At 44.8% G+C, this 13,780-nt stretch carries 11 protein-coding genes and 1 tRNA gene; 8 read left to right on the top strand and 4 right to left on the bottom strand.

The features are described from left to right. The first annotated feature begins 1 nt into the window (after window position 1). Window positions 2–778, top strand: coding sequence for a ZIP family metal transporter (locus KGMB01110_RS13075; protein WP_117603736.1), 777 nt, complete (start codon window positions 2–4; stop codon window positions 776–778). 199 nt (window positions 779–977) lie between these two features. Continuing rightward, window positions 978–1,256, top strand: a complete 279-nt coding sequence (locus KGMB01110_RS13080) for a DUF2325 domain-containing protein (RefSeq protein ID WP_117603735.1) — start codon at window positions 978–980, stop codon at window positions 1,254–1,256. Between the two features lie 37 nt (window positions 1,257–1,293). On the opposite strand, the gene KGMB01110_RS13085 is transcribed toward KGMB01110_RS13080, so the two are convergent. Then, the gene (locus tag KGMB01110_RS13085) at window positions 1,294–2,004 is read right to left on the bottom strand and encodes a gamma-glutamyl-gamma-aminobutyrate hydrolase family protein (protein ID WP_117603734.1); all 711 of its coding nucleotides are present in this window, start codon (window positions 2,002–2,004) and stop codon (window positions 1,294–1,296) included. A gap of 235 nt (window positions 2,005–2,239) precedes the next feature. Between KGMB01110_RS13085 and KGMB01110_RS13090 the strand changes: the two genes are divergently transcribed. Next, complete coding sequence (locus tag KGMB01110_RS13090) at window positions 2,240–3,214, top strand: dipeptidase (protein ID WP_119298786.1); 975 nt, start codon at window positions 2,240–2,242, stop codon at window positions 3,212–3,214. Between the two features lie 261 nt (window positions 3,215–3,475). Here the strand turns inward: KGMB01110_RS13090 and KGMB01110_RS13095 are convergent, their stop codons facing one another. Continuing rightward, window positions 3,476–4,696, bottom strand: coding sequence for an argininosuccinate synthase (locus tag KGMB01110_RS13095; RefSeq protein ID WP_117603732.1), 1,221 nt, complete (start codon window positions 4,694–4,696; stop codon window positions 3,476–3,478). Window positions 4,697–4,912: 216 nt separating this feature from the next. After that, window positions 4,913–5,446, bottom strand: coding sequence for a transcription repressor NadR (locus tag KGMB01110_RS13100; protein ID WP_117603731.1), 534 nt, complete (start codon window positions 5,444–5,446; stop codon window positions 4,913–4,915). A gap of 217 nt (window positions 5,447–5,663) precedes the next feature. Here KGMB01110_RS13100 and KGMB01110_RS13105 point away from each other — a divergent pair, with 217 nt between their 5' ends. Then, window positions 5,664–7,064: a sodium-dependent transporter gene (locus KGMB01110_RS13105; protein ID WP_119298788.1), complete on the top strand. Its 1,401-nt coding sequence runs from the start codon at window positions 5,664–5,666 to the stop codon at window positions 7,062–7,064. A gap of 229 nt (window positions 7,065–7,293) precedes the next feature. On the opposite strand, the gene KGMB01110_RS13110 is transcribed toward KGMB01110_RS13105, so the two are convergent. After that, a tRNA-Gly gene (locus tag KGMB01110_RS13110) sits at window positions 7,294–7,364 on the bottom strand. Window positions 7,365–7,591: 227 nt separating this feature from the next. Here KGMB01110_RS13110 and putP point away from each other — a divergent pair. From putP to KGMB01110_RS13135, 4 genes are all read left to right on the top strand, one after another. Next, the gene (putP, locus tag KGMB01110_RS13115) at window positions 7,592–9,115 is read left to right on the top strand and encodes a sodium/proline symporter PutP (protein WP_119298790.1); all 1,524 of its coding nucleotides are present in this window, start codon (window positions 7,592–7,594) and stop codon (window positions 9,113–9,115) included. A gap of 530 nt (window positions 9,116–9,645) precedes the next feature. Beyond that, the gene (gene aspS, locus KGMB01110_RS13125) at window positions 9,646–11,397 is read left to right on the top strand and encodes an aspartate--tRNA ligase (protein WP_117603728.1); all 1,752 of its coding nucleotides are present in this window, start codon (window positions 9,646–9,648) and stop codon (window positions 11,395–11,397) included. Between the two features lie 82 nt (window positions 11,398–11,479). Further along, window positions 11,480–12,406, top strand: coding sequence for a glutamate 5-kinase (gene proB / locus KGMB01110_RS13130; protein ID WP_117603727.1), 927 nt, complete (start codon window positions 11,480–11,482; stop codon window positions 12,404–12,406). 64 nt (window positions 12,407–12,470) lie between these two features. Further along, on the top strand, window positions 12,471–13,721 hold the full coding sequence (locus tag KGMB01110_RS13135; RefSeq protein WP_119298792.1) for a glutamate-5-semialdehyde dehydrogenase: 1,251 nt from the start codon (window positions 12,471–12,473) through the stop codon (window positions 13,719–13,721). The last annotated feature ends 59 nt before the right edge of the window (window positions 13,722–13,780 follow it).

A 13,780-nucleotide genomic window follows, 5' to 3' on the forward strand; every position in this document is an offset into this window, starting at 1 on the left:
TATGAATATAACGATAGGAATTCTGATCCCGTTTCTTGGAACGACGCTGGGAGCGGCCTGTGTGTTGTTTATGCAAAATGAGTTACGGCCACGCATTCAGAAAGCGTTGCTGGGATTTGCATCGGGCGTGATGGTGGCAGCATCGGTATGGTCGTTGCTGATTCCGTCCATGGAAATGGTATCAGACATGGGAAAGCTGTCATTTATTCCGGCAGCAGTAGGATTTGCTTTCGGCATTGGATTTCTGCTGTTGTTGGATCAGTTGATTCCGCATCTGCATATGAATGACAGCCGTCCGGAAGGAATTAAAAGTTCACTGAGTAAGACAACGATGCTTCTACTGGCGGTAACACTGCATAATATTCCGGAGGGAATGGCAGTGGGGGTGGCATTTGCAGGAGCACTTTCAGAAAATGCCGCATTGAGTGCGGCAGGAGCCTTTACGTTATCCATCGGAATTGCAATCCAGAATTTCCCGGAGGGGGCGATCATTTCCATGCCGCTCTCGGCGGAAGGAATGGGCAAGAAGAAAGCTTTTATGATGGGAATGCTGTCCGGAGCGGTAGAGCCGATCGGAGCTGCGCTTACTATATTGCTGGCGGCATTTGTCAGACCGCTTCTTCCTTATTTCCTGTCCTTTGCGGCGGGAGCCATGTTGTATGTGGTAGTAGAAGAACTGATTCCGGAAGCATCGGAAGGGGAGCATTCTAATATCGGTACCATAGGGTTTGCTGTGGGATTTCTGATTATGATGATCCTGGATGTGGCTCTGGGGTGATAAAATCATAAAAGCATATCAGAAAAAGCACAGAGTAAAAAGTGCATGGGATATTTGGAAAAGAAAGATGGAAAACAGGTCTGATATTGAGAAAAAGTATCATCTGGATGGTTGAAAAAATGACTGCATTCTGCTAAAGTTAGTTATAACGAACTTGTTAGTTTAGACGAACTTTTGAGATATAAGGAGGCAGGATGATATGAGTATCGTGATCATTGGCGGACATGAACGGATGGAGACACAGTATAAACAGATCTGTAAAAAATATAAATGTAAGGCAAAGGTTTTTACCAAAATGAAGGGAAACCTGAAAGAGCAGATTGGGAAACCGGATCTGATGATTCTTTTTACAGCAACGGCGTCTCATAAGATGGTACATTGTGCAGTCGCAGAATCTGAGAGAAATCACACCAGGATCGAGCGATGTCATAGCAGCAGTGCCAGTGCACTGAAAGGAATCCTGGAGCAGTATGCATAATCTTTGAAACATATGATCAGCGGAGAAACGAAGAAAGTTACTCCGCTGATTTTTTACTTTTCTGGATGAAGATGGAGAACAGATGGCGCATCTCGAAGGAAGAACGAAACATACATTCCGGATGCCATTGCAGTCCCATGACAAAGGGAGCGATCGGCAGTTCAACGGCTTCAATGGCTCCGTCGGACGCTACGGCGGTGGTGACAAGTCCTTCGCCCAGATCCTTTAGGATCTGATGGTGAAAGCTGTTGACAAAAAGATAGGGCCCCGTGATTTTATACAGGATACTTCCTTTGGTGCAGGTGATCTTGTGGCTGATCTCTGAGCGCAGAGAAGAGTGCTGCATATGTTGAAAATAGCTGGTATTATCCAGGAACAGATCCTGTTGGATCGTCCCGCCGCAGGCCACGTTTAAGATCTGGATTCCACGGCAGATGGCAAGAACGGGTTTGCCGGATTCCAGAACCTTTTTCATGAGACGAATCTGGAACAGATCCAGTGCGATATCCGTCTTTCCGATCCCTTCTCGCGGCTCCTGTCCGAACAACAGAGGAGTGATATCATTACCGCCGCAGAATAAAAAGCCATCGCAGAATGCGGTGTAGGCGGCGATCGAGTTGCTAGATTTTACCAGAGGAAGAATGAAAGGCAGACCGCCGGAACGGTGGATTGCCTGAATGTAAGCGTCAGAGACGGATTGTTTCTGATTTTCTCTTTCGCAGAGAACGATTCCGATTTTAGGTTTCATAGAAAACTCCTGTAAATATGATATAATGAGCGTTAACGAGCGGGAGTAAGCCAGAGCATACTCAACGCGAGTGGCGAATGGCGATCATGATAGCGGTGTATGCAGCGTCAAGCACCAAAGGTACGAATCATGATATAATGAGTCTATATGGAACAGGGCATCTATAATAAAATATGGAAAATTTTGAAAATTATGCAAATGCTCTAAAAGATAACAGAATGAAGGAGTAAAGAATATGGAACAACATCTGATAGATCTGCATTGTGATACACTGAGTGCATTGTATAAAAATGGAGAAAAGGCCTCCCTCACAGAGAATGATCTCTGTGTAAACATAAAGGGCTTAAGACAGGGAAACAGCCTGGCACAATTCTTTGCATGCTATGTAAATGCGAAGGAGTCTGAGGGAGAAGAAATGTGGGAGAAATCCTATCAACAGGTGCTGGGGATGATTGATCGGATGGAGGAAGAGTGTGGAAAATGTCCGGATATCCGGATTGCAAAAAATGCATCACAGATTCGTGAAAACCAGAGAGAAGGACGGATTTCGGCAGTCCTGACGGTGGAAGAGGGAGGCGTTCTGAACGGAAAGCCGGAAAGGATCCGTACTCTGTACGAAAAAGGAATCCGTCTGATCACGCTGACCTGGAATTATGAAAACTGTCTGGGGGCGCCAAACAGCCGGGATGCATCTGTTATGGAAAAAGGGATGACGGAATTTGGAATCAGAACGGTGGGGGAAATGAATCGACTTGGCATGTTGATTGATGTGTCTCATCTGTCTGACGGGGGATTCTGGGATTGTATCAGGTGCAGTGACAAACCGGTGATCGCATCCCATTCCAATGCGAGGGCGTTATGTCCGCATCCGAGGAATCTGTCGGATGCGATGCTGAGAGCTCTGGCAGAAAAAGGCGGAGTGGCAGGATTGAATTTCTATCCGGTCTTTTTAAAGGAGCAGGCAGACCAGGTGAGTCTTCAGGATCTGGCAAGACATGCAAAATATATGATTGAGACAGCAGGGGAAGATCTTCCGGCTCTGGGTTCTGATTTTGACGGATTTACCGGACCGGAGCTGACAGATTATCTGACGGACATTTCTCAGATGGAACAATTGTGGAACGCCATGAAAAAGGCAGGAATCACGGAACGACAGTTAGATAAGATCTGGCAGGGAAATGCCATGCGGATCATCGAAGAAGTACTGTAGACTAAATTTCACTGCAAAGGTTGCAACGGGAACCGCTTACGCTTGCCTTCGCCCCATAGAGATACTCTTCGAGCAGCGCTTAAGGCTTGCTCGAAGAAAGTACCGGGGCTGTGGATGTTCCCTTATGCAATCCTTTTGCGGAAGAACTTTTTTTAGATTCCCCGATAAACAGGAAAAGAAACGCTTATAAGTTAAAAAGGGGCGGATCGGTTACACCGGTCTGCCCCTGAAATATTTCTGAAAGATTCAGTCATTTATTTCTTATTTTTCTAATTCCTGCATCTTCATAGCACGAACTTTTAACGGAAGTCCGAACAGGTTGATGAATCCTTCTGCATCGTGGTGATCATAAAGTTCACCAGTTGTGAAGCTTGCAAGAGATTCGCTGTACAGTGAATATGGAGATGTCTCACCGGCTTTGATAATGTTTCCTTTGTAAAGTTTGAATTTTACTTCTCCGGTTACATACTGCTGTGTTACATCAACAAATGCCTGGATTGCTTCACGAAGTGGTGTGAACCATTTTCCTTCGTAAACGATCTGTGCGAATTTATTTCCAAGATCTTTCTTTACTTCATAAGTTGCACGGTCTAATACCAGTTCTTCCAGCTGTTCGTGGGCTGCCATCAAGATAGTTCCGCCAGGAGTCTCATAAACACCACGGGATTTCATACCAACCACACGGTTCTCTACGATATCAACAATTCCGATTCCGTGTTTTCCGCCCAGAGCATTGAGTTCTGTAATGATCTCGGAAACCTTCATTTCTTTTCCATTCAGGCTCTTCGGTACACCGGCTTCAAATGTCATAGTTACATATTCACCTTCATCCGGAGCTTTTTCCGGAGAAACACCCAGTACAAGAAGATCGTCATAGTTTGGCTCATTTGCCGGATCTTCCAGTTCCAGTCCCTCGTGGCTGATGTGCCATAAGTTACGGTCACGGCTGTAGCTGTGTTTTGCATCAAACGGAAGATCAATTCCGTGCTGTTTGCAGTATTCAATCTCATCTTCACGGGACTGCATAGTCCATACATCTGTCATACGCCATGGAGCGATGATCTTCAGATCCGGAGCCAATGCTTTGATACCAAGCTCAAAACGGATCTGGTCATTTCCTTTTCCGGTTGCACCGTGACAGATTGCGGAAGCACCTTCCTTACGAGCAATCTCTACCAGCTTCTTCGCGATAACCGGACGAGCCATGGAAGTACCAAGCAGGTATTTGTTTTCATAAACTGCACCGGCCTTTACACAAGGCATGATGTAGTCATCACAGAATTCATCGATAATGTTTTCGATATATAATTTGGAAGCACCGGAAAGTTTTGCACGTTCTTCCAGTCCGTCAAGTTCTTCTCCCTGTCCACAGTCGATGCAGCAACAGATAACTTCATAATCAAAATTCTCTTTCAGCCACGGGATAATTGCTGTGGTGTCAAGACCGCCTGAATATGCTAATACAACTTTTTCTTTACTCATAGTATTTTCCTCCTGATATGTAATGTTTTTATTCCTATATAATAGGGATTGTGATTTGTTTTTTAGGGTTGCTGTTTCATAAGCTATGTCATACTATACACCTAAATTTATAATTATGCAACATAAAATTATAAAAAACTTTATTTTATGCAAAAAACGCAAAAAATAATGCATAAAAAAGAAAAATATGCATAAAATGCATATTTAACTTCGGATTTATTCATGATTCATCTCCCAGGGCTTTAACGGAGCTAAGAAACCGGCTTCTCTTAACCGTTGCTCGATCAGATCCAGACGCTCCTCGGAAGCGGCCTCTACCAGATGGTAATGATAACCGGAAGTGGCACTGCTTAAGACGGAAGACTGGCTGTCTTTCAGATTATCGATAAATTCGGCTACATCCTGGCGGGAGTGAATATCCATGTCTACCGTAACACGTCCGTAGACTCTGTGGCTGATGCTGGTATTTTTGACGGAACCACCACAGTCTACGATCAGATTCAGTTCCCGGCTGGTTTCCTCCTGAGGATGCCACAGCTTGAATTCTCTGGTACAGAGCAGTTCTTTTTGCAGGGAATAGCCACGGGTCGTGGAAAGAATTCCGGGAGTGGAGGCGCGAAGGACTGCCATATCCTGTACGATAACCTGACGACTGACCCCGAATTTTGCGGCAAATTCCTTGCCGGCTACGGGCTGTGAGGACATTTGCAGGATTTTTAAGATTTTGGCACGTCTTTCTGAGGTGGTCATAGAAATTCATCCTTTCTGTTTGGTATTTCAATATGATATTTTAGCATCAGAGAAGATAGTGGTCAAGACACCTGTAAAATGAAATCTGACTGAAAACTGCGAAGAAAGAATAGTGCACAAGGAACATCAAGAGAAGCATAAGAGAAACAATTGATAAAAGAAAGGCAGAATGATAGAATAGGAATGATAAAAAATAAACAGAGGATGGTATGTTGCAATGAAAGAGAAAGGTAGTAGTTTTACCGGATCTCTCGGATTTGTTCTGGCAGCAGCCGGAAGCGCTGTAGGAGTGGGGAATATCTGGCGTTTTCCGTATCTGTGTGCAAAGGACGGAGGGGGATTGTTTCTTCTGGTTTATCTGATATTGGTGGCCACGTTTGGATTTGTATTGCTGACTACAGATATTGCAATCGGAAGAAAAACAAAACAAAATGCGCTGAAAGCATTTGGAACAATTCAAAGAAAATGGAAGTTTCTGGGGTATCTAACGTTTCTGGTTCCTACACTGATCATGACGTATTATTCGGTGATCGGAGGGTGGATCGTAAAATATTTCTGTGTCTATCTGGCGTCTGACGGAAAAGAAGCGGTCGGGGATGGATATTTTACTTCCTTTATTTCGTCAAAAGTTTCACCCATTGTGTTTATGCTGGTATTTCTGGCACTGACTGCATGGATCGTGTATCGGGGTGTGGAAAAAGGAATTGAAAAATATTCCAAGATCATTATGCCGGGGCTGATTTTGCTGATCGTGGGAATTGCGATCTTTGGTCTGACCTTGTCCCATCAGGATGCAGACGGGACAGTCAGAACCGGAATGCAGGGATTATCAATCTATCTGAAACCGGATTTTACCGGGCTGACGGTGAAAAGGTTTCTGGAGATTTTGCTGGATGCGATGAGTCAGTTATTTTTCTCTCTGAGCGTATCGATGGGAATTATGGTGACTTATGGTTCCTATGTAAAAGATGAGGTGCATTTGAACCAGTCCATCAATCAGATCGAACTGTTTGATACAGGGGTGGCGTTCCTTGCGGGAATGTTGATTATTCCGTCTGTGTTTGTGTTCCTTGGAAAAGAGGGAATGGCAGCGGGACCGAGTCTGATTTTTATCTCTTTGCCAAAAGTCTTTGAAGCGATGGGAGGAGTTGGCAGGATCATAGCCATTGCATTTTTCCTGATGATGGGATTTGCGGCACTGACTTCGGCGGTATCGGTTATGGAGACGCTGGTGGCAAACTGTATGGAACTGTTCCATAAGACCAGAAAACAAATGTGTCTTATGATCGGAGTTTATTCTTTGGTGACAGCGGTATTGATCTGTCTTGGATACAATGTCCTGTATTTCGAATTTCCGCTGCCGAACGGATCTACGGCGCAGTTGCTGGATGTGATGGATTACATCAGTAACAGTTTCCTGATGCCGTTCATCTCTCTTCTGACCAGTATTTTGATTGGTTGGGTTGTGGGACCGAAATGGATTACTTCCGAAGTGGAACGAAATGGAGAAACATTTAAGAGAGAAGGCTTGTATAGTTTTATGATCCGGTATGTGGTTCCGGTTGTGATGCTGATCTTGTTCCTGGTATCGACAGGATTTGCAAATCTGTTTTTTTGAATCATTATCCTCCTTTGGGTGGGAGAAAGAGAAAGTCAATCTTCATAATAAAACAGAAGCAAGAAATAAAAGAACAGAGGATGGAATTCCGGAAGGGGATTCTGTCCTCTGTTTTTTAAAACCATTATTCTCCTACGAAAGGTTGCAACGGGAACCGCTTACGCTTACCTTCGCCCTATAGAAAGAAAAAACTCTCCGAAGAGAGTTCCTGAAAAATGGGCATGAAAAAAGCGGGTGATGGGAATCGAACCCACGTATCCAGCTTGGAAGGCTGGTGTTCTACCATTGAACTACACCCGCGAACAAAATGTATGATATCACCTGCAAGAAAAAAATGCAAGCTTTTTTTGAAAAAACAGTAAAAAATTTTTTTAGTTAATTTTTTGCCTGTATCAACAAGGTTTTCTTGTGCGAATGAAAAAAATATGGTAAACTTTCGATTATATATGGATATGTTTTATAGTAACGTACTAAAGTATGAGGGGCTATTATGAAAACGTACAAGAAAAAAGAAAGGAATGAACAGGATGACAACAGCACATTTATGTATTATGCTGGCAATCATTATCTATTTGGGCTGCATGCTCTATGTGGGATATCGTTGCTCAAAGAATAATCATGATTCCGCAGATTTCTATTTGGGAGGACGAAAGTTAGGACCGTTTGTAACGGCAATGAGTGCAGAAGCTTCTGATATGAGCAGCTGGCTTTTGATGGGACTTCCGGGTCTTGCTTATCTGACCGGAATTGCAGATGCCGGATGGACTGCGATCGGACTTGCGATCGGTACATATTTAAACTGGAGAATTGTAGCAAAGAGGATCAGGCGGTATACGCACATTGCGGGGAACTCGATTACATTGCCATCATTTTTCAGTAACAGATACCGGGATGAGAAGAAGATTTTACAGTCGATCGGTGCGATTTTCATCGTAATCTTCTTTATTCCGTATACGGCTTCCGGATTTGCAGCCTGCGGAAAATTATTTTCTAGTCTGTTCGGAGTAAAGTATCTGACCGCGATGGTTATCAGTGCAATCGTAATTGTTGGTTATACGGCGCTGGGAGGATTTCTGGCAGCTTCTACCACAGACTTTATTCAGGGAATTATCATGTCGATTGCATTGCTGATCGTATTTGTGTTTGGCGTGAACGTGGCAGGAGGATTTGATGCGGTCGCAGAACATGCCAAATCTCTTCCGGGTTATCTGACCATGTTTACGACCTATGATCCGGTAAGCGGAACGGAACAGCCGTATCCGATTTTAAATGTACTGTCGATGCTGGCATGGGGACTTGGATATTTCGGAATGCCGCATGTATTGCTTCGCTTTATGGCAATCGAAGATGAAGAAAAACTGACCTTGTCCAGAAGAGTGGCAACCACATGGGTTGTGATCTCATTGGCGGTTGCGGTGACGATCGGAGTCGTTGGTCTGGGAATGACAACAGCCGGAGAACTTCCGGTTCTGGAAGGATCCAATTCAGAAACCATCATCGTTCAGATCGCAAATCTGTTAAGTCAGCATGGCGTGATTCCGGCGTTGCTTGCAGGTATAATCCTGGCAGGTATTCTGGCATCTACCATGTCAACTGCGGACTCTCAGCTTCTGGCGGCATCTTCTTCGGTGTCTTCTGATTTGCTTGGAAGTGTCTTAAAGAAAGCTTCCGGTAAAAAGAGCACGATGTTTGCTGACCGTGTTACAGTTCTGTTGATCGCAGTGATCGCAGTTTTTATGGCGAGAGATCCATCCAGTTCAGTCTTTAATATCGTATCCTTTGCATGGGCTGGATTCGGAGCAGTATTCGGACCGGTGGTATTGTTTGCACTGTTCTGGAAACGTTCCAACTGGCAGGGAGCACTGGCAGGAATGGTTACCGGAGGAGCAATGGTATTTATCTGGAAATATCTGGTACGCCCGATGGGAGGAATCCTTGACTTTTATGAATTACTTCCGGCATTTCTGGTGTCCTGTGTTGCAATTGTGTTTGTGAGTCTTGTGACAGCACCGCCGTCGAAGGAAATCCAGGATGAGTTTGACAGAGTCTGAAAATAGAGACTGACAGCGGTGGAAACCGTTGACAAATGGGCTGTTTGTGGGGTATAATTCCAGACAAATGGCTATGACGAAGAAAAGTAGCGCCGATTATCGTTCCCAGAGAGCAGAGGATGGTGGGATCTCTGCAAAATGAATGGGCGTGAAGAACACTTTACCAGCAGCGATCCGAACATTTTTAAAAGAATCAGTAGGTGAGACGTGAGGAAGTCGCGCGTAAGACGGCAGGTTTAAGAACCGATGAGTGGCTGAGCACAGCAATTCAGGTGGTACCGCGGACATGACTGTTCGTCCTGAGCAATTGGATCAGATTGTTTCAGGGCGGGCGGTCTTTTTTATTCCGGAGGATTGCGGGAGAGCGAAGCACGGAGCAATCCGTAAGATGCAAAAAAAATATTTTTTAAAAGATGCGCACTGCGCCGGATATGAGCATAAAAGCAAGGCGAAGCTTTTGCGATATGCGAAGGAAGAAATAGTCAGTAAGAAAAGTCAAAAATAAGAGAAAAAAGAAAAGGAGAGACGAGATGAATACAGAAAACATGTATCGTAACAGAACACTGGATCAGATCGGTGAAGGTGATGTAGGAAAAGAAATTAAGGTATCAGGATGGGTGGAGAACATCCGTGATCACGGAGGAGTTTCCTTTATAGATTTAAGAGATATGTATGGAGTGCTTCAGGTAGTAATGCGTGACACTTCTTTAATGGAAGGAATCACAAAGGAAGACTGTATCTGCATCGAAGGTGTGATGGATCACAGAGATGAAGAGACTTACAACCCGAAGATCCCGACCGGTACTGTGGAACTGGAAGCACACAAGGTAACGATCCTTGGAAAGGTATACAGACAGCTTCCGTTTGAGATCCAGACTTCCAAAGAAACCAGAGAAGATGTCCGTTTGAAATACAGATATCTGGATCTGAGAAATAAAAAAGTCAGAGACAATATGATCTTCCGTTCTCAGGTGATTTCCTATTTAAGACAGAAGATGACAGAGATGGGATTCCTGGAGATCCAGACTCCGATCCTGTGTGCATCTTCTCCGGAAGGTGCAAGAGATTATATCGTACCGTCCAGAAAATTTAAGGGCAAATTTTATGCGTTGCCGCAGGCACCACAGCAGTATAAACAGCTTCTGATGGTATCCGGATTTGATAAATATTTCCAGATCGCTCCATGCTTCCGTGATGAGGATGCAAGAGCAGACCGTTCTCCGGGTGAATTTTATCAGTTGGATTTTGAGATGAGCTTTGCAACACAGGAAGATGTGTTCCGTGTGGGAGAAGAAGTGTTAAGCTCTACCTTTGAAAAATTTGCACCGGAAGGATATGACGTGACACCGGCACCGTATCCGATCATCAGTTACAAACAGGCAATGCTGGAATTCGGTACGGACAAGCCGGATTTAAGAAACCCGCTTCGTATTGTAGATGTGACAGATTTCTTCCAGAGATGTACCTTCAAACCGTTCCACAAAAAGACGGTTCGTGCCATCAAAGTGCATGCAAATATGTCCAAGGGATTCCATGAAAAACTTCTGAAGTTTGCACAGTCTATCGGAATGGGCGGACTTGGATACCTGGAAGTAAAAGAAGACAAGACTTACAAGGGACCGATTGATAAATTTATTCCGGATGACATGAAGGGTGAGATCGCAGAGATCGCAAACCTGGAACCGGGAGATACCATTTTCTTCATTGCAGATAAAGAAGAAAGAGCGGCTCTTTATGCAGGACAGATCCGTACCGAACTGGGAAATCGTCTGGATCTGTGTGAGAAAAATGCATATCGTTTCTGTTATATCAATGATTTCCCGATGTATGAATATGACAGTGAGGAAAAGAAGATGATCTTTACTCACAACCCATTCTCCATGCCGCAGGGCGGACTTGAGGCTCTGGAGACCATGAACCCGGAAGATATTCTGGCATATCAGTACGATATCGTCTGCAACGGTGTGGAACTTTCCTCCGGAGCAGTCAGAAACCACGATATGAAGATCATGGTAAAGGCATTCGAAATTGCAGGGTATACAGAAGAGAATCTGAAAGAAAAATTCGGAGCACTCTACAATGCATTCCAGTTCGGAGCACCGCCGCACGCAGGAATGGCACCTGGAGTAGACCGTATGATCATGCTGCTTCGCGATGAAGAAAATATCCGTGAAGTTATCCCGTTCCCGATGAACGGAAATGCACAGGATCTGATGTGCGGAGCTCCAGGAGAAGTGACAGAAATGCAGTTGAGAGAGGCACATATCAAAGTGCGTGACTAAGTAAAAAGTCTTGAAACAGCAAGGCAAAAAAGAGCAAATGTAAAAAACAAGGTCACATGAGATAAATGGATTGGGATGAATCATGACAGATCAGAGAGAATATTTAAAACAGAAAAAGCGGGTGGTGATCAAAGTGGGAACCACAACGGTCACATACCCGGATACAGGTTATATCAATCTGGATAAACTGGAAAAATTTGTAAGGATCCTGATTAATCTGTTGAATAAAGGCAAAGAAGTGATCGTGGTCTCTTCCGGTGCGGTCGGTGTCGGAAGACAGGCCCTTGGCATGAAGCACAAACCGGAAACGGAAGCGCAGAAGCAGATGTGTGCGGCAGTGGGACAGGGAAGACTGATGATGATCTATGAGAAATTCTTCAATGAATATTCTCAACTGACCGCTCAGGTCCTGCTGACGAAGGAGTCAATCGTTAATCCGGAATGTCGGAAGATGGCGCGGCGTACATTTGAAGAACTTTTAAGCCATAAGGTGGTACCGATCGTCAATGAAAACGATGTCATTTCCATGGATGAGCTGGCCTATGGAACCATAGGCGAAAATGATACGCTGGCTGCTTATGTTGCAGATCTGGTAGGTGCAGATCTTCTGATCCTGATGTCGGATATTGAAGGGCTGTATACCGATGATCCGCGGAAAAATGAGAAAGTCCGCTTCATTCATACGGTGGCGAAGATCGATGAATCTCTGGAAAAAATGGCAAAAGGTGCTTCTACCGATTCCGGAACCGGAGGAATGACGACCAAGATCAATGCCGCAAAGATTGCAACCGATGCAGGAGCGGATATGGTCATTGCCAACGGAGAGAACATTTACACGATCAATGAGATCATGAACGGGAAGAAAGTGGGGACGCTGTTTCTGTCCAAAGAACATTCCATCGGGCAGGAAAATGAGATTGCCCCGGAAACCCCGCAGTACAGAAGAAGCGCAAAGAAACTGAAGAAAGTCCGGGGGATGAGCGTTATAGATCTGGGAACAGAACTGTAACTTATGCTTTGGGTACAACGGAAGACAGTAGCCTGAAAGGGATCAAAAAGGAGGCAGAAACACCGTGGAACAGTATATGGAAATCATTGGACAGAGAGCCAAAGAAGCTTCAAAGATTATGGCCAGACTCTCACAGGTTGATAAAAACCGCGGACTTCTCGCAGCAGCAGAGGAATTGCGAAAGAAAACCGATTACATTCTGGAAGAAAACAAAAAAGATGTAGATGCTGCGATCCAGTCCGGAATGAAACAGTCTTTGGTAGATCGTCTGCAACTGACGAAAGAGCGAATTGATGCAATGGCAGTCGGTCTGGAGCAGATTGCAGGACTGGAAGACCCGGTAGGGGAAGTCCTTTCTATGAAAACCAGACCAAACGGGCTTCGGATCGGAAAGAAACGGGTACCGCTCGGAGTCATCGGAATTATTTATGAGTCCAGACCGAATGTGACAGCGGATGCGTTCGGGCTTTGCTTTAAAACCGGAAATGCTACGATTTTACGTGGCGGAAGTGATGCGATCCATTCCAATAAAGCAGTGACTGTCGTGATCAAAGACGCGCTCTGTAAGCTGAAACTGCCGCAGGATGCCATGATCTTGGTGGAAGATACCAGTCGTGAGATGGTAACCGAGATGATGCAGCTTCGGGAGTATATTGATGTACTGATCCCGAGAGGTGGAGCAGGGCTGATTGCAAATGTCGTAAAAAACAGCAGTGTACCGGTAATTGAGACCGGTACCGGAAACTGTCATGTATACGTGGATGATTCCGCAGATCTGAATATGGCAGCCGATATCATTGAAAATGCAAAGACACAGAGAATGGGAGTCTGCAATGCCTGCGAGTCCCTTCTGATCCACAGTGCAGTGGCAGAAAAGGCAATGCCGGTTATCCTTCGCCGTCTGAAAGAGCATCAGATCGAGGTAAGAGGAGATGAGAGGGTCTGCGCCGGTGCATCTGAAGTGATTCCGGCAACAGAAGAGGACTGGGGAAGAGAATATCTGGATGCCATGATATCTGTGAAGATTGTGGATTCTCTGGAAGAGGCGATTGACCATATCAACCGCTATAACACCGGACATTCCGAGACGATCGTGACAGAAAATTATGATCATGCATTGAAGTTTTTAGATGAAGTTGATGCGGCAGCAGTATATGTCAACGCATCGACCAGATTTACGGATGGATTCGAATTCGGATTCGGAGCAGAGATTGGAATCAGTACCCAGAAATTACATGCGAGGGGTCCGATGGGACTGGAAGCGCTGACAACCACGAAATATATTATTTTCGGCAATGGACAGATCCGTGAATAACTTAAGAGATGAACCTGGCCGGGTTCATCTTCTTTCGTTTGTCTGATTATTTTAGCTTC

This window comes from Mediterraneibacter butyricigenes (assembly GCF_003574295.1).
Classification (GTDB): Bacteria; Bacillota; Clostridia; order Lachnospirales; family Lachnospiraceae; genus Mediterraneibacter_A; species Mediterraneibacter_A butyricigenes.

Excerpts from the sequence above, each read along its gene's own strand:
- KGMB01110_RS13095 (WP_117603732.1), bottom strand. The coding sequence starts at position 4,696 with ATGAGTAAAGAAAAAGTTGTATTAGCATATTCAGGCGGTCTTGACACC.
- KGMB01110_RS13075 (WP_117603736.1), top strand. The coding sequence starts at position 2 with ATGAATATAACGATAGGAATTCTGATCCCGTTTCTTGGAACGACGCTG.
- KGMB01110_RS13100 (WP_117603731.1), bottom strand. The coding sequence starts at position 5,446 with ATGACCACCTCAGAAAGACGTGCCAAAATCTTAAAAATCCTGCAAATG.
- putP (WP_119298790.1), top strand. The coding sequence starts at position 7,592 with ATGACAACAGCACATTTATGTATTATGCTGGCAATCATTATCTATTTG.
- KGMB01110_RS13085 (WP_117603734.1), bottom strand. The coding sequence starts at position 2,004 with ATGAAACCTAAAATCGGAATCGTTCTCTGCGAAAGAGAAAATCAGAAA.
- KGMB01110_RS13105 (WP_119298788.1), top strand. The coding sequence starts at position 5,664 with ATGAAAGAGAAAGGTAGTAGTTTTACCGGATCTCTCGGATTTGTTCTG.
- KGMB01110_RS13080 (WP_117603735.1), top strand. The coding sequence starts at position 978 with ATGAGTATCGTGATCATTGGCGGACATGAACGGATGGAGACACAGTAT.
- proB (WP_117603727.1), top strand. The coding sequence starts at position 11,480 with ATGACAGATCAGAGAGAATATTTAAAACAGAAAAAGCGGGTGGTGATC.
- KGMB01110_RS13090 (WP_119298786.1), top strand. The coding sequence starts at position 2,240 with ATGGAACAACATCTGATAGATCTGCATTGTGATACACTGAGTGCATTG.
- aspS (WP_117603728.1), top strand. The coding sequence starts at position 9,646 with ATGAATACAGAAAACATGTATCGTAACAGAACACTGGATCAGATCGGT.